At 57.9% G+C, this 16,150-nt stretch carries 13 protein-coding genes and 1 tRNA gene; 6 read left to right on the top strand and 8 right to left on the bottom strand.

The genetic code is table 11. The features are described from left to right. Nucleotides 1-44: 44 nt before the first annotated feature. A complete protein-coding gene (locus C8029_RS04455; protein ID WP_009571862.1) occupies nucleotides 45-230 on the bottom strand; it encodes a hypothetical protein in 186 nt (61 codons plus the stop codon). Between the two features lie 325 nt (nucleotides 231-555). On the opposite strand from C8029_RS04455, the gene C8029_RS04450 reads away from it, so the two are divergent. Further along, nucleotides 556-1,923 (top strand): HlyC/CorC family transporter, encoded by a 1,368-nt coding sequence (locus tag C8029_RS04450; RefSeq protein ID WP_193217588.1) that lies wholly within the window; start codon nucleotides 556-558, stop codon nucleotides 1,921-1,923. Continuing rightward, nucleotides 1,924-2,715: a 23S rRNA (adenine(2030)-N(6))-methyltransferase RlmJ gene (gene rlmJ / locus C8029_RS04445; RefSeq protein WP_152002353.1), complete on the top strand. Its 792-nt coding sequence runs from the start codon at nucleotides 1,924-1,926 to the stop codon at nucleotides 2,713-2,715. Between the two features lie 176 nt (nucleotides 2,716-2,891). Here rlmJ and C8029_RS04440 read toward each other — a convergent pair whose 3' ends face one another. Further along, nucleotides 2,892-4,508 carry a helicase HerA-like domain-containing protein gene (locus C8029_RS04440; RefSeq protein WP_152002352.1) on the bottom strand — a complete coding sequence of 539 codons (1,617 nt, stop codon included), beginning with the start codon at nucleotides 4,506-4,508 and terminating at the stop codon, nucleotides 2,892-2,894. 705 nt (nucleotides 4,509-5,213) lie between these two features. Here C8029_RS04440 and C8029_RS04435 point away from each other — a divergent pair. Both C8029_RS04435 and C8029_RS04430 read left to right on the top strand, forming a co-directional pair. Continuing rightward, the gene (locus C8029_RS04435; protein WP_152002351.1) at nucleotides 5,214-5,450 is read left to right on the top strand and encodes an invasion associated locus B family protein; all 237 of its coding nucleotides are present in this window, start codon (nucleotides 5,214-5,216) and stop codon (nucleotides 5,448-5,450) included. Then, complete coding sequence (locus C8029_RS04430) at nucleotides 5,435-5,839, top strand: invasion associated locus B family protein (protein WP_152002350.1); 405 nt, start codon at nucleotides 5,435-5,437, stop codon at nucleotides 5,837-5,839. Before C8029_RS04435 ends, C8029_RS04430 begins: the two co-directional genes overlap by 16 nt. Before the next feature lie 74 nt (nucleotides 5,840-5,913). On the opposite strand, the gene C8029_RS04425 is transcribed toward C8029_RS04430, so the two are convergent. From C8029_RS04425 to C8029_RS04410, 4 genes are all read right to left on the bottom strand, one after another. After that, nucleotides 5,914-7,125, bottom strand: coding sequence for a beta-ketoacyl-[acyl-carrier-protein] synthase family protein (locus C8029_RS04425; RefSeq protein WP_009571857.1), 1,212 nt, complete (start codon nucleotides 7,123-7,125; stop codon nucleotides 5,914-5,916). Beyond that, nucleotides 7,122-7,388 carry an acyl carrier protein gene (locus tag C8029_RS04420; RefSeq protein ID WP_009571856.1) on the bottom strand — a complete coding sequence of 89 codons (267 nt, stop codon included), beginning with the start codon at nucleotides 7,386-7,388 and terminating at the stop codon, nucleotides 7,122-7,124. The genes C8029_RS04425 and C8029_RS04420 overlap by 4 nt, the downstream gene beginning before the upstream one ends. Before the next feature lie 169 nt (nucleotides 7,389-7,557). Continuing rightward, nucleotides 7,558-8,640: a UDP-3-O-(3-hydroxymyristoyl)glucosamine N-acyltransferase gene (gene lpxD / locus C8029_RS04415; protein ID WP_009571855.1), complete on the bottom strand. Its 1,083-nt coding sequence runs from the start codon at nucleotides 8,638-8,640 to the stop codon at nucleotides 7,558-7,560. Between the two features lie 118 nt (nucleotides 8,641-8,758). Beyond that, nucleotides 8,759-10,387 (bottom strand): L,D-transpeptidase family protein, encoded by a 1,629-nt coding sequence (locus C8029_RS04410; protein ID WP_463075519.1) that lies wholly within the window; start codon nucleotides 10,385-10,387, stop codon nucleotides 8,759-8,761. A 678-nt stretch (nucleotides 10,388-11,065) separates the two neighbouring features. Between C8029_RS04410 and mepK the strand changes: the two genes are divergently transcribed. Further along, nucleotides 11,066-11,635, top strand: coding sequence for a peptidoglycan L,D-endopeptidase MepK (mepK, locus tag C8029_RS04405; protein ID WP_040402111.1), 570 nt, complete (start codon nucleotides 11,066-11,068; stop codon nucleotides 11,633-11,635). Between the two features lie 256 nt (nucleotides 11,636-11,891). Beyond that, on the top strand, nucleotides 11,892-14,474 hold the full coding sequence (mprF, locus tag C8029_RS04400) for a bifunctional lysylphosphatidylglycerol flippase/synthetase MprF (RefSeq protein ID WP_152002349.1): 2,583 nt from the start codon (nucleotides 11,892-11,894) through the stop codon (nucleotides 14,472-14,474). A 166-nt stretch (nucleotides 14,475-14,640) separates the two neighbouring features. Here the strand turns inward: mprF and C8029_RS04395 are convergent. Next, nucleotides 14,641-14,717 (bottom strand) — tRNA-Arg (locus C8029_RS04395). Nucleotides 14,718-14,788: 71 nt separating this feature from the next. Further along, a complete protein-coding gene (locus C8029_RS04390; protein WP_152002348.1) occupies nucleotides 14,789-16,006 on the bottom strand; it encodes a cysteine desulfurase in 1,218 nt (405 codons plus the stop codon). Between the last annotated feature and the right edge of the window lie 144 nt (nucleotides 16,007-16,150).

Genomic DNA, 16,150 nt, shown 5'->3' with positions numbered 1-16,150 from the left:
TTTGGCCGATCAGATTTTTTTTGAGAAACCTATTTTGCGTGATCTTATTTTCGCTTCGGATTGAACCGTGTCCAGGCCTTGCGCAGCTCCGCGCCGACCGGAGCATAAGATTCATCGAAAATCGAATGGCGCACCGGCGTTTGTGCCTGTTTTTCTGGCGATGCTGTGGGCGCGGGAACAGCTTTCGCTGCGCGTTTGGGCGTTTCGGGCTCAGATTTCAACGTACTCATGTGACAGATGTCCTATTGGGGAAAGGAAGTAGGATAGAAACAGGGAGAGGAAGAGGTCTTGAAAAAGAGAAAAGCGGTGCTTCGCTGTCGATGACAAGGGACGCACACGGCACAAAACAAGCAAACGGGACGGAAAAGCGCACAGGTGAGGCGCGCCAAAACAGGCCCATGTCAGGCCTTATTGCGCCAACCATACGCCTATCGGCGCGCAATAGCGAGCGTGTCGTTTGACAAAGATGCGCGGTGACTGTCCAATCGCATAAACTACGCCAAATTCCTCCTCCGCCCCCTTGCGCGGCCCCCGGACGCTCCCCATAACCATCACATGACCGATATGACCGACCCCACCCCGCTTCTTGATGCCGCCTTTTGGATCACCGCCGCCGCGATTGCGGCGCTTTTGGTGATGTCGGCGTTTTTCTCCGGCTCCGAAACTGCGCTGACCGCCGCGTCGCGCGGCAAATTGCGCAGCCAGGCCGATAAGGGAGAAAAAGGCGCCGAGCGCGCTTTGAAAGTGACCGAGGACAGCGAACGTCTGATCGGCTCTGTGTTGCTGGGCAACAACCTTGTGAACATCCTGGCCACCTCTTTGGCCACCGCTTTGTTCACCAAAGTGTTTGGCCAAAACGGCGTGGCTTTGGCGACCTTGATCATGACGCTTTTGGTGCTGATCTTTGCCGAGGTGCTGCCGAAAACCTATGCCATCACCAACCCGGAATCTGCCGCCGCCCGCGTCGCCGCCCCGATTGCATTGATCGTGACGATCTTTGCCCCGGTGGTCGGTTTCGTGCGGCTTTTGGTGCGCGGCATGTTGCGGATGTTTGGGGTTGAGACCGACCCGGAGGCCGATGTTTTGGCGGTCAAAGATGAGATCGCCGGGGCCATTGCGCTGGGCCATGTCGAGGGTGTGGTGCAAAAGGAAGACCGCGACCGGATTTTGGGCGCGCTTGATTTGGGCGAACGCACGGTCGAGGAGATCATGTTGCATCGCTCACAAATCGAAATGATCGACGCCGATTTGCCCCCCGCCGAAGTGCTCGCGCGCAGCCTCAAAAGCCCCCACACCCGTTTGCCGATTTATCGCGATGATCCCGAAAACATCATCGGCGTCATTCATGCCAAAGACCTGTTGCGCGCCATGCATGCCGAACGCGAAGTGCATGAACGTCAAGGCCGCGAAAGCCAATCGCTTGACGGTGACACGCCGCTTGTGTTGATGGATTTCAGCGGTTTCGACGTGTTGGCCGTGGCGATGAAACCCTATTTCGTGCCCGAAACCACGACGCTCGATGACCAAATGCGGCAGTTTTTGCACCGCCATACTCATTTTGCCCTCGTGGTCGATGAATATGGCGCGCTTCAGGGCCTGATCACGCTTGAGGATATTTTGGAAGAGATCGTTGGCGAGATCACCGATGAGTTTGACCGCTCAGAGGCCAGCCCCGTGCGCTCGAAAGACACCGGCGATTGGGTGGTGGATGGCGGCATGACGATCCGCGATTTCAACCGCTCGACCGAATGCAACTTGCCCGACGAAGAGGCCAACACCATCGCCGGGCTGGTGATCCATGAGGCGCAAATGATCCCCAATCCGGGTCAGGTGTTTTCCTTTCATGGTTACCGTTTCGAGGTCGCCAGTCGCAAAGACAATCGCATCACCAAACTTAAAATCCGCCCTTTGGGAGACAGCTGAATGCTCTCTTATCAACACGGCTTTCACGCCGGAAATCTCGCGGATGTTCAAAAACATGCGCTCCTTGCCGTTATGCTCGACTATATGACGCGCAAGGACAAACCGATCTCATACATCGAAACCCATGCCGGTCGCGGTCTCTATGACCTGACCAGTGCGCAATCACAAAAGACCAAAGAGGCCGCACAAGGCATTGAAAAGGTGGGGAGTTGGTTCAAACCGGATCACCCCTATGCCCGCGCGCGCAAGATCATTGCCGAGGCCCATGGCGCCACCACCTACCCCGGCTCTCCGGCGATTGCGCAGGCTTTGTTGCGCGCCAGCGATGCGATCCATCTGGCCGAATTGCACCCGGCCGAATTTGCCGCCCTTGATGAAAACACCAAAGCCAGCCCCGGCCAATCGGTGCTCAACGTCAAACAGATCGACGGGATGCAATTTGCCCAATCCATCTGCCCGCCCGATCCCAAACGCGGGCTCATGTTGATTGATCCGTCCTACGAGATCAAAACCGAATTTGAGACCCTGCCGAGCGCGATCTACAAGCTGCACCGCAAATGGAACGTCGGTATCATTGCGCTGTGGTATCCAGTGTTGAAAACCGGACAGCACATGCCGCTGGTCAATGGCATGCTTTATGCCAATTTCCCCGGTTGCTTGCATCACGAGGTGCGCTTTCGCCCGGCGCAAAAGAACCATGGCATGATCGGCTCTGGCCTGTTCGTGATCAACGCGCCCTTTGGTCTCAATGAGGAAGCGGCGCGACTGACACGGTTGTTCAACGCGCTGTGAGCCCAGGATCGGGCGGAAGCCTGTGACCCGCCTCAAGGTCGTCGACCTCATCCTCGCGGCCGAACCTACAAAGGCATAGGTTTCCTGATCTGCATCATGAGACAGGTTTGGCGGGAGGGGTGGACCCCTTCCCGCCCAATCGCCATTGTGCCCAAATCCGTGCTTGATATTTCACCTCAGCGCGCTTTGAAAATACCGCCCAAAATACCACGCACGATGCGTTTGCCGGTGGTGCCTTTGAGTTCCTGAATCACCATTTTCGTCACCGTCTCGCCAATGCTGTTGGACTTTGAGGCGCGGCGCGAGGATGTGCTGCGCTCATAGTTCTTGCCGTCATAGCGTCGGGCTTTGGCAAATTCGCGCTCCAATTTGGCGCGTTGGGTCTCTTCGGCTTTTTGCGCTTTTTGAGCGGCCTTCTCGGCCTCCAATTTGCGCTTGGCTTCCTCTTCGGCGCGCTCTGCCGCCTCGGCTTCCTCTGTCGCCGCATTGGCGCGTTTCAACAGGATTTCATAGGCGCTTTCGCGGTCCAGAATCGTCTCGTATTTGCCGGCAATCGGCGAGGTGGTGATGACCTCTGTGCGCTCAGCCACCGTGATCGGCCCAAGCTGCGAACTGGGCGGGCGGATCAGCGTGCGCTCGGAAATGCCCGGCACGCCTTTGGCCTGCAAGAACGAGGTCACCGCCTCACCGGTGCCGACCTGTTTGATCGCTTCTTCGATGTCAAAGCGCGGGTTGGGGCGATAGGTTTCCGCCGCCCGCACCAAGGCCTTTTGATCGCGCGCGGTAAAGGCGCGCAGGGCGTGTTGGACGCGGTTGCCCAATTGGCCGAGGATGTCTTCGGGGATGTCATCGGGGTTTTGGGTGACGAAATAAACGCCGACACCTTTGGAGCGAATAAGGCGCGCGACCTGTTCGACCTTATCGACCAGTGCTTTCGGCGCATCGTCAAACAACAGATGCGCCTCGTCGAAAAAGAACACCAATTTCGGCTTGTCCGGGTTGCCGATCTCCGGCAGCTCCTCGAACAGCTCGGACAACAGCCACAACAGGAACGTGGCATAAAGCCCCGGCGCGGACATCAAGGTGTCGGCGGCCAAGATATTGATCCGCCCACGCCCATCCACATCGGTGCGCATCATGTCGGACAGTTCCAGTGCCGGTTCGCCAAACAGGTTCGCCCCGCCTTGGTTTTCCAACACCAACAGATCGCGTTGAATCGCACCGATCGAGGATTTGGAAATATTGCCGTAGCGCAGGGTCAGTTCGTCGGCATGTTCGCCGCACCAGACCAACAACGCCTGAAGGTCTTTGAGGTCCAAAAGCGGCAGGCCCTGTTCATCCGAGACGCGGAAAGCGACGTTGATCACGCCCTCTTGCGCCTCGGACAGTCCCAACAGGCGCGACAGTAACAACGGCCCCATTTCCGCCACCGTAGTGCGGATCGGGTGGCCCTGTTCGCCGAACAAATCCCAAAACGTGACCGGGAACCGATCATAGACCAGATCAAGCCCGATGGTCTCGGCGCGCGATGTGAAGGCCCCGTGCAATTTGCCCTCGGCGCTGCCGGATTTGGCCAGCCCGGACAAATCGCCTTTGACATCCGAGAGAAACACCGGCACGCCCGCGTTGGAAAAGCCTTCGGCGAGGATTTGCAGCGTGACGGTTTTGCCCGTCCCCGTGGCCCCCGCAATCAACCCGTGGCGGTTGCCGTATTTCAACAGCAAATCCTGCGCCTCGCCATAGGCCTCGCCGCCGCCGCCGGTGAAAATGCGGTCCACAATACCTTCGCTCATACCCAATGTTCCCCTTAGATGCGTGTTTCTCCCAAGGTTTAGGAGAAACACCTGACGTTTCAAAGCCGTATGATAAAGCGGCACAGTAAAAACCCAAATCAGGGTCTCGTTGAGTGGCCCCCCCTTTATCTGTCACGCAGAGTTTTCACTCACACCGGCCTCAGTTCAAGGAAACGCACTTTAGAACAATACAATTTTAACCTTTTCCTGCCAGTCTCTCCTGTATTCGAACCCTTTCCTCTTCGGTTCGAATTGACTTCCTCCCTGTCAGACTGGCCGCCCGGGTGCGTTTTTGCCCCGGTGCGGCCTCTTTTCTGTCAGGTCGGTCTGTCTGGCCACAAAATCAGGGCCCCTTCCCCAAAATCGGCCGGGATGAGCCCATCACATCCCTGTGAAAATTCTCGTTGACGAGGCCGATTCTCTGTCATACCGTTGTCGCAATAAGTCGGCCAAGTCCGACAGGGAGTGATAAGATCGCGAGATCTCTGGATCAACAGATCACAAAAGCCTCGGTTTTGCCGGGGCTTTTGTTTTGACCAATCTGCCCGGCTGTCTGCCCCGACTGTCTGACCGATGTCTCTGCGGAATTCCGCCGCCCTGTGCATCCCTCCCCGTCTTCACACGAATTTTTGCCAATCACGCCTGACAGCTCCTCAGCGACGTGTTAAAGCAGGGGCGAATTTGCAAATAACATATGGACAGATAATGCCTTCCATCGCCCGCAAGACCGCCGCCTTCGCCACCGCTGCCCTGATTGCCTGCGGCGCCGCTCTGCCCGTCCTGGCACAAGACGCAGCCCCCTCCCTCTCTGCCGGCACGCCGATTGACCCCGAAAGCAACATCGGGCGGCCCTACACGCTTGAAACACAGGGCGATTGGGAAATCCGTTGCGTCAAAGCGCCCGAAGGTCGGTTGATCCGTGTTCCATGTACCAGTTGTTGAAAGACGACGAGGGCAACGAAGTCGCGGAAGTCACCATGTTCTATGTCGGCTCTGACACGGTCGAAGCCGCCGCGACCTTCACCACACCGCTTGAGACGCTTTTGACCGCGCAATTGGCGTTTTTCGTCGATGGCGAAAACGGTCGGCGCTACCCTTATTCGTTTTGCACCAAAGTCGGATGTTTCGTGCGCGCGGGCATGAGTGCCGCCGAAGTTGAGCAATTGAAAAAGGGCGTTGAGGGTCTGGTTGGCATCGTGCCCGTCGGGCGCCCCGATGAGCCGGTGAAATTGAAACTCTCGCTCAAAGGTTTCACCGCCGCCTACACGAAAGTGACCGAATTGAACATTGCGGCGAAGGATGGCAAAGGCCCCGAGGCGCCGGCCGAGTAAGCTCAGACCTATTTCAATACCAAACGCCGCGTAGATAAAACTCTACGCGGCGTTTTTGTGTGTGATAACAGGGATTAAGGCGCTTTTCGCAGCGCAAGCACCGCGTTCAGCCCGCCAAAGGCAAAGGCATTGGACAGCGCCACATCGACCTTCGCATCGCGTGCCTCGTTGGGCACGACATCGAGGGCACATTCGGGATCAGGTTCCTCATAGTTGATCGTCGGTGCGATGATCCCGTCCTTGAGCGCCATGATACAGGCCAAAAGCTCCACAGCCCCGGTGCCGCCGATCAGGTGGCCGTGCATGGATTTGGTCGAGGAGATCATGATATTGTCGGCATGGGCCCCAAGCGCATCCGCCACGGCAGCGCATTCGGTTTTGTCATTGGCTGCCGTGCCGGTGCCATGGGCGTTGATATAGCCGATCTCATCTTTGTTGAGCCGCGCATCGGTGATGGCCCCGGAAATGGCCCGCGCCGCGCCCTGTTTCGAGGGCATCACAATGTCGGACGCGTCCGAGGTCATGGCAAAGCCGATCACCTCGGCCAAAATTTCGGCCCCGCGTTTTTGCGCATGTTCCATCTCTTCAAAGACAAACACCGCAGCACCTTCGCCCTGCACCATGCCGTTGCGATTGAGCGAGAACGGACGACAGGCGTCTTTCGACATCACCCGCAGCCCTTCCCATGCCTTCACCCCGCCAAAACACAGCATCGACTCGGAGCCGCCAGTGATCATCGCCGTGGACATGCCACAGCGGATCATGTTGAACGCTTGCCCCATGGCGTGATTGGACGAAGCGCAGGCGGTGGCGACCGTATAACATGGGCCTTTGATGTTATATTCCATCGACACATGGCTACAGGCGGCGTTGTTCATCAGCTTGGGCACAACAAAGGGATGCACCCGGTTTTTGCCCTCTTCATAGACCATGCGGTAATTGTCGTCCTGGGTGGTCAGACCACCGCCTGAAGTGCCCAAAATCACCCCGGAACGCAGCGCCAGTTCCCCGGCAAACTCAAGCCCGGATTGGCCAATCGCCTGTTGGGCGGCGACCAGTGTAAATTGAGTAAACCGGTCATAGAGCGCCATTTGTTGGCGGTTGAATTGGCCTTCTGCGTCCCATGCATGGATCTGGCCGCCGATTTTGATCGCCAGCCGGTCCACATCGCGGAAATTGAGGTCGCCAATGCCACATTTCCCCTCGGCCATCGCGGCCAAGGTTGAGGGCACATCAAGGCCGAGCGCATTGACGGTCCCGGCACCGGTGATGACAACCCGTTTCATGCTTTTTGATCTTCGATCAGCCCTTGCACCGCTTTGACAATGGCGGCGACAGACGAAATATCGAACTCCGACTGGTCGGGTTCGTTGGCATTGAACGGCACGGTGATGTCAAAGGCTTCTTCGATGGCGAAAATGCTTTCGACCAGACCCAGACTGTCGATCCCCAGCGCCTCCAGCGTTTGATCCAGCGACACATCGGAGGGGTCAAGCACCGCTTGCTCCGCGATGATCTCGATGATCTTGTCTTTCACATCCAATGCCATGTCGCTCTCCTCACCTTGCCCCGTATCGGTGGAAATGATCGGTTTCTCTATGCCACAAACCTGCGGCTGTCTGCGCACCGATTTAGTCTGAATTGCCCGGCTTTGAAACAGGTTTTTGTGACAATTGCATATCGTTTGCGCCCCAACCCCCTGTTCCGTTACGCCAAATTCACCCGTCGCCGCGCAGTTTGCCGATCCACCGCGGCAGGCGTCGCAGGGCTTTATACATCTCGACATGGGTCTGCATCGCCACCGCCGGATAACCCATCATCGCTTTGCCCTTGGGCACATTGGACAAAACGCCCGTGCCCGCACCGATGATTGCGCCCGCACCGATGGTCAGATTGTCGGCCGCGCCCGCCTGACCGCCCATGACGCAGAAATCGCCGATCACGGTGGAGCCGGCGATTCCAACCTGACCGCAGAGCAAACAATGCCGCCCGACCACAACGTTATGGCCAATGTGGACCTGGTTATCGAGTTTGCAGCCATCTCCGATCCGTGTGGCCCGGATCGTCCCCTGGTCAATCGTGACATTGGCCCCGAGTTCGACATCATCACCAATGACGACAGAGCCGACCGAGGCAATGCGCATCCATGGCTGACCGGCCGCCTCGACCGTTTCGCCCAGGCTTTCGCGGGCTTCTTCGACGGCGGATTTTTCCTGAGTGACAAAGGAAAACCCATCCGCGCCGATCACACCACCGGGTTGGGCAATCAAGCGGTCACCAATGGTCGCGCGCGCACCGATTTTGACGCCGGGATGGATCAGGGCGTCATCGCCAATCGTCACCTCCGCACCAATGGACACTTGGGCGGCGATCCGGGCGTTTTTGCCAATGCGTGCACCCGCACCGATCACGGTCAGCGGGCCGATGGCCGCGCCAATGCCGATCTGCGCACTCGGATCAATCACCGCCGTGGGGTGAATGCCCGGCGTCAGTCCAAGGCCGGGATCAAAGGTTGCCGTCACCCCGGCCATGGCCAATCGCCCACGCGAGACCAGAATGGCGGCTTTTAACCCGAAGCTCTGCCAATCCGCCCCCTGCCAGAGCACAGCGGCCAAGGCGCGGGTCTGCGCCAGTGCGGGCGCGAATTTCGGGCTCATCGCCAGCGCCAGATCGCCCTCGCCCGCGTCCTGCGGCTCAGCGGCCTTGGAGACGATCACATCGCCCTGCCCCTCAAACGGTGCGCCAAGGCGGGCGGCAAGATCGGCGATGGTGATGGCGGTGCCGGGGATGGGATTACGCATGGGGCCTCCGAAAGATTGCTTTGATGGACATAAGCGCTTTGTGAGGATTTGCAAAGCAAAGGGCGCCCAAAGATCAAACCAAGGACGCCCGAAACCGATGAAAGTCTTGTCTCAGAGATCAGCCACCAACCGCGCGCAGTTGCACACCTTTCTTCTGAAGTGCGGCCCAGATTTTGGCATCACGGCCGTAGATGTCGCGGCGGTATTCCATCCCGCCTTTCGGCAGGGTCACAGCCGTGCGGTAGACCAAATGCACCGGAACATGGTGTTCGAGTTCCACCACGTTCTCGGCACCCGTGGCCAAACGCGCCTTGAAGAATCCTTCGGGATCGGAGGTCTGTTTGGACAAAAGTGCATAGGCAAAGTCAAACGGCTGTTGCAGGCGGATACAGCCATGCGAAAACGCGCGGACCTCACGGCCAAACAGGCTTTTGGAGGGCGTGTCATGCAGGTAGATGTTGTATTTGTTCGGGAACATGAACTTCACAAGCCCAAGCGCATTGCCATCCGAGGGTGGCTGTTTGAGGTTAAACGGGAAGGTCTTGGTGGTGTATTGGCTAAAATCGACATTGGCGCGGCTCACGGTGCGGCCCCGGCTGTCGACCAGTTTCAAATGACCCGCCGCATTCGGGTTGCGCTGCATCATCGGCAAGTATTCTTTGACGGCAATCGACCGCGGCACGTTCCATGTCGGATTGATGACCATATGCTCCATTTCGTCGGAGAATTCCGGGCTACGACGGTCGCCGGTGTTCTGACCGACCACGGAGCGGGTTTCAAAACTCACCTTGCCATGATCAATGATCTTGGCAGTGAAATCGGTCAGGTTGACCCAGATATGGCGATCGCCGCGATCAAAATTGGTCCAGCGTTCGCGCTCCAAAGCCACAAGGATGGAGGCCAGACGGCTTTCGGGCGCGACGTTGATCTCTTCAATCGTCGCGGCCCCGGCCACACCGTCCGGGCTGAGCCCATGTTGCATCTGAAACAGTTGAACCGCTTTTTGCAGGCTGGCGTCATAGCTGGTTGCGGCCGAGCGCGGCAGATAGCCCATCGCCATCAACCGATTGCGCAAAATGATCACGCCATTGCCGGTTTGACCGGGTTCATATTTCGATCCGGGCACGGTCTGGCCCCAACCACCCTGCCCGCCACTTTGCCCCAAGACACGCTCCAAATTGGCTTTTTCTTTCAAAAGCCGTGCGTATTCCGGCGAGGTTGGTTCGAGTTTTCTCAAATAAGCCTGCGGCGATGATTTGACGAAATTGGTCAACACCGACACGCCATCGCGATAGGGCACCTGCCGAACAATGCCGCTGTCGATGCGCGAGGGGACCAATTGGCCGGTTTGGATGTCGCGGGCGTATTCAAGGAACAATTGCGCCATCGCCACTTCGGCCCGCCCCAGATCGCGATCCGATGTGATGGCGCGCAAATTGGCCTCCAACACCGTGGTGTCATAGGGTGCAAGCCCGTGGTTCGGAGCGGCCTGAACGGCGCGCAACAAGGCTTGGCGACGGGCTTTGGCGCGTGATGAATTCTCTGCAAAAATGGGTTTGTACCCGGTCGAACGGTAGAATTCCGACAGGTCCTTCGAGGCAGATGCGGCCTCGGCGATGGATTGCATCAAGGCGCTGACCTGTTGCGCGTGCAAGGGTGCGGGCACCACCGTGATCACCGACGCGGCGGTCAGCGACAAAGCGGTGGCCATCGCGACAGACCGCACGCCACGGCGCAGGTGGACCATCGCCACAGAGGGGGTGGAAAACCGGGAAAACGGGAAACGCGTCATGTCTGTCCTCGAACTTTGTCAGCAGTCAGTCGGACGAAGATAGCGTATTTTTTGACCGGTGTGAGGGGGGAATGAACCGCCAATGCCCTCCTGTGCCCAAAGCACAACAGTCGGCACCAAAGGGGAACGGGTCGTATTTTTCCCCTTAATTGACGGATTTTAGCACACACCCCTCACCTCCTGCACTCCGATTTTGCGCGCGTCTGACACCCGCAGCCTGCCTGCCCCGAGATCGCCCAGATGGGGCGCTAACAGGCAAATAAGTAAGGTTCTCCTTACTGATTTGCGCAAAAACCCGCCGATTTCACCCCTCCTCCCCCCTTCGATCGAATCCAAGGCTTGGCCCAAGAATCACATTGTGCCATAAGGTTTTCAGATCATTCATGAGGGGATGATTTGAGTATTTTTGGCGTCCGAAAAGATGGTCAAACGGTGCTTCTGCTCGCTAAAATGTGACTATAACCACATGGTCCATGGCGAAAAGGGGCGAGATTAAGTCTGATTTTTCTAGGCTTCGTCTGATTTTGATCAAAGTGTCGTCGAAAAAATGGTTAAGAATGCCGCAATAAGCGGCGCATGACAACGAAAGCCGCGTGAGGCGGGAACAGATCAGCGACGGGACGCTTTGAGAGAATGACCAACACTGCATCAAGCGGATTAACGCGCCGAGGACTTTTGCGCGGTTTCGCAGCTATCACATTGAGCGCCACCCCGGTGTATGCCAATGCCGCAGGTTTTTTGCGCGGCGCGGGCGACATTCGACGCATCAATATGTATTCGGGTCGGACCGGCGAAAGCATCGACACGATTTATTGGATCGAAGGCGAATATATCCCTGAGGCTCTCAAAGAAATCACCTATTTCTTCCGCGACTGGCGCAACTCTAAAATCAAAGCTGTAGATGCCCGCACCGTTGACATCCTCGCCGCATCGCATGGCTTGATGGACGTGGACGAACCTTACATGCTTTTGTCCGGCTATCGTTCGCCGGAAACCAATGCCATGTTGCGCTCGCGCTCCAGAGGAGTGGCCAAAAATTCCCTGCATTTGCAAGCCCAAGCTGCGGATTTGCGTCTGAAATCGCGCTCGATCCAGCAAATGGCGGCGGCGGCGAAATCCTGTTCGGCTGGCGGCGTTGGCACCTATCGCGGCTCCAACTTTGTCCATATGGATTGCGGCCCGGTGCGCACATGGAACGGCTAAACAGGCCTGATGCAGCGGGTCAATCTGACCAGTGGCGCATCCGGTGATGTCATAGAAAAGGCCGCCCTTTGGCGGCTTTTTTCATGCGCGAACGTCTGACGTAAAGGCGCGCAAAAGCCATCTGTCGAAAGGCCCGGTGCTTTTTGAGACGCGATCTCTTCACATTTTCTGTGAAGGCGCAAAATTTCTTGCGAGAAGCGCGTGACAGTCCCCTCCCTCTGGCGTCATAAGACGCAAAACAAAAGGACGGCCCCGGATGCATCGCCTCTCAGATAAAACCCGCGCCCTTTTGCGCCGGAGCGTGCCGCTGATTTTGGGACTGGCCCTGTTTGGTCTCGGCATTGCGGCGCTGTCGCATCTGTTGCATTCGGTCCATCCCAAGGATGTGATCGCACAGGCCCGCTCGATCCCGCTGTCCACCTTGCTCCTGGCCGTGCTGTCAACCTTTGTCGGCTACGGCGCCTTGACGGGCTATGACTGGTGGGCCTTGCGTTTTATTGATCGCCGGTTGCCGCTGCGCGCCGTCGCCATGGGTAGTTTTTTGGGTTCGGCCTTTGGCAACACCGTTGGCGTCAGCATCGTCTCGGGCGGTGCTGTGCGCTATCGCATCTATGCCGCTTTGGGGTTGGACGCGTTTGAGGTGGCAACCGTCTCAACCTATATCGCCGTCTCGGTCGGCATGGGGCTGACCTTCATCGGCCTTGGTGCCTTGGCGCTGCATCCCAGCGTGATCGGTGGCACGGTGTTGTCGCCGGATGTGATCCGCTGGGGGGCGACCGCACTGGTGGGTCTTGCACTCGCAACGCTGATGACCCTCTCGATCGGTCGCAAAACCCTCAAAATCCGGCGGTTTGAAATCACCATGCCGCCGCCCGCCGCCATCCTTGGCCAGCTCGGCTTTAGCCTGATTGATGTTTTGGCCGCCGCCCTGTGCCTGTGGCTGTTACTGCCCGAAGGCCGACCCGATTTTACCACTTTCACCGCCATTTTTGCCGGTGCGATGATGTTGGGCGTGATCAGCCATGTGCCCGGCGGCATTGGGGTGTTTGAAACCGCGATCATCGCCGCCCTGCCCGGAGACACCCCGGTTGGCCATATCGCCGCCGCCTTGCTGTTGTTTCGCGCGATCTATTACCTTTTGCCCTTCGCGCTGGCCTTTCTCATTGTCTCGCTCAACGAATTGCGCATCGCGGGCGGCGCTTTGTCAAAACTCTTTTCCGCTCCCCGCGCCGATCTGCGACCGGCCTATAACGCGCTCTCGGGCATCGTGCCCTCGCTCGTGGCCGTCACCGCCTTTGGCTATGGCGTGTTCTTGCTGGCCGTGGCTTTTGTCCCGTCGTTTCAGACCGGGGCTTTGAATGAGGGCGATCTGAGTGCCGCACTTTTGCTTGAGATTGGGGTTTTGGGCACCGCCGTGATGGGGGTGGTGTTGTTGATCTTGTCGCATGCGCTGTTGCGGCGGGTGTCGGCGGCGTTTTGGTTGATGATCCTCGCCATGGCCATGGGAATCCTTGCCGCCATGTTCAACAATTTCGACTTTGAGAGCATGGATATTTTGGCCGTGGGCTTATTGGCCATGCTGCCGTTTCGCCGCGCTTTTTATCGTCAGGCCAAGTTGACCGATGGGGTATTCACCCCCGCCTGGATCGCTTTGGTTCTGGCCTCCTTGCTGGCCGGTGCGGCATTTTTCTTTTTCCTGCACCGCGCCACGCCCTATTCCTTGAGCCTGTGGACCGAGTTTTCCGCCAATGCCAACACGCCGCGCTCCTTGCGCGCGGGCGTTGCGGCCTCGACGCTGTTGCTGGTCTTCACGGTGATCCAGGCGCTGCGCCCGGCGCATACCCACAAAGCGGACGCGGATCGCGATGGCTCCATTGCCCGCACCAATGCTGTTTTGGCTCAGGCCTCTGATCCACAGGGGTGTTTGGCGCTTTCGGGCGACAAGAGATTGATGTTTTCTGACCAAAACAGCGCCTATCTGATGTATGGTGTGCAACGCTCGGCCTGGGTGGCGCTTGGCGATCCAGTTGGCCCGGCCTCCGAGGCACATGATCTGGCTTGGGAGTTTTTCGAACAGGCCCAACGCGCCAATGGCCGCCCGGTGTTTTACGAGGTCAGCGAGATCTATTTGCCCTTGTGGATCGAAATGGGGCTGTCGCTGCACAAGATCGGCGAAGAGGCCGTGGTGGTGTTGAAAGACTTTTCCTTGTCGGGTTCGAAATTCAAAACCATGCGTGCCGCCTACAACAAAAAACAACGCGAGGGCTTGGCCCTAGAGATGCTGTCGCCGCCGCATTCTGACGCGGTCTTTGCCGAAATTGAGGCGATTTCCACCGCGTGGCTTGGTGGCAAGACCGGTCGGGAAAAGGGCTTTTCGGTGGGTCGGTTTGACCGCGCCTATTTGGATCATTTCCCCCTGGCTGTGATCCGACGCGAGGGTCGCATTGTCGCCTTTGCCAATGTCTTGGCCCCCGGCGACGGCAAACGCGTGGCAATTGATTTGATGCGCTATTTGCCCGCTGAGGCCTCTGGCATGATGGAGTTTCTGTTCCTCTCGCTCATTGAGCATATGCGCGAGGCGGGGGCGGAAGAATTCAGCCTTGGCGTCGCACCTCTCTCCGGCCTGTCACCGCGCCCGACCGCGCGGATGTGGAACAGCCTTGGCCGGATGATGTTTGAACATGGCGGCGCGTTTTACAATTTCGAAGGCCTGCGCAGTTTCAAACAAAAATTCCGCCCCGATTGGCGTCCGCGCTACATCGCCGTGCCGCCAGGCTATGCGCCGATGCGCGCAATGGCGAATGTAGCCTTGTTGATCTCCGGCGGCCGCGGGGGTTGATTGGCAAGTGAGACTTGGCAAAGGGTCAGTTGCTCTCGATGTTTAAAAAACCCCTGCCGCTTGGCACCGTTATTGAATTTGGAGAGTTCGTCATTCCTTTTTTCTTCGAAAAAAAGGAATTTGACCAAATTGGCCTCAAGTAGCGAAGCGGTAGGCTAAATAAAAATGGTGCACCCGACTGGATTCGAACCAGTGGCCTCTGCCTTCGGAGGGCAGCGCTCTATCCAGCTGAGCTACGGGTGCCTGTGGGGGACCGTATAGGCGATGAAAAAAGGTGGCGCAATCTGTTTTCGCGCCGCCTTGTGCAATTGAGTTCAGGCGAAAAATTCGTGGCACAATTCCAGCGCCTCGACCAAACGATCCACCTCTTCAAAACTGTTGTACATGGCAAAAGACGCGCGGCAGGTGGCGGTTTGGCCAAGGTGCTCCATCAAAGGCATGGCGCAATGCGACCCGGCGCGCACGGCGACACCTTTTTTGTCCAAGACGGTGGACAGATCATGGGCGTGCGCGCCTTCCATGGTAAAGGAAAAGATCGCCCCCTTCCCCGGTGCCGTGCCTTGTACCGTCAGCCAATTGAGATTCTGCAACCGCTCGGCGGCATAGGCGCCCAGTTTGGCCTCATGGGCGGCAATCTTGTCCATGCCGATCGACATCAGGTACTCCAACGCCACACCCATGCCGATGGTTTGCACGATGCCGGGGGTGCCCGCCTCGAATTTCAGCGGCGGTTTGGCATAGGTGATCGTGTCTTTCGTCACTGTGTCAATCATATCGCCGCCGCCCATAAAGGGGCGCATTTCGGCCTGACGCTCGGCGCGGATATAGATCGCGCCGGAGCCTGACGGACCATAGAGTTTATGGCCGGTGATCGGATAGAAATCGCAACCAATGTCCTGCACATCGACTGGGCCATGCACCGCGCCCTGAGAGCCATCGACCAGCGTGGCGACACCGCGCGCGCGGGCGGCGTGACAGATGGTTTTGACATCGACGCGGGTGCCGGTGACATTGGACATTTGGGTGATGGCGATGAGTTTGGTTTTGGGACCAATGGCGTCGATCACGGCTTGCGGATCAAGGCTACCGTCCATGGCGCAATCGACCCATTTGATCACCACGCCCATGCGGTCGCGCAGGAAATGCCAGGGCACGATATTGGCGTGGTGTTCGAGCACGGATAGGATGATTTCATCGCCGGGTTTGAGCATCTCCGCGCCCCAAGCGTAGGAGACCAGATTGATCCCCTCGGTGGTGCCGGAGGTAAAGACGATCTCATCCTCTGAGCCCGCGTTCAGGAAGGTCTGAACAACCCCGCGCACGCTTTCATAGCGCTCCGTCGACAGGTTAGACAGAAAGTGCAACCCCCTGTGAACGTTGGAATATTCCTCAGAGTAGGCCCGCGTGATCGCGTCGATCACCACCTGCGGTTTTTGCGCCGAAGCGCCATTGTCGAGATAGGTCAAAGGCGCGCCATTGACTGTTCGGGACAGGATCGGAAAGTCGCGGCGGATCGCCTCTACATCATACATTTTTTGTCTCTTTCGAAAAGGCAACCTCAGACAGGCCCATGCCCCAGAAATACATCAACGCCACCAGAGCAATCACCCCGACCAGACTGGTCGCCGCGCCCGGTCCAACAAACCCCGCCGTCAGCCCCCACAGGAGCCACAAGG

Source organism: Roseobacter sp. TSBP12, assembly GCF_009129705.1.
In the GTDB taxonomy this organism is placed as follows: Bacteria; Pseudomonadota; Alphaproteobacteria; order Rhodobacterales; family Rhodobacteraceae; genus Celeribacter; species Celeribacter baekdonensis_A.
The sequence above is the reverse complement of the archived record's forward strand: the minus strand, read 5'-3'. Positions and strand labels throughout refer to the sequence as shown.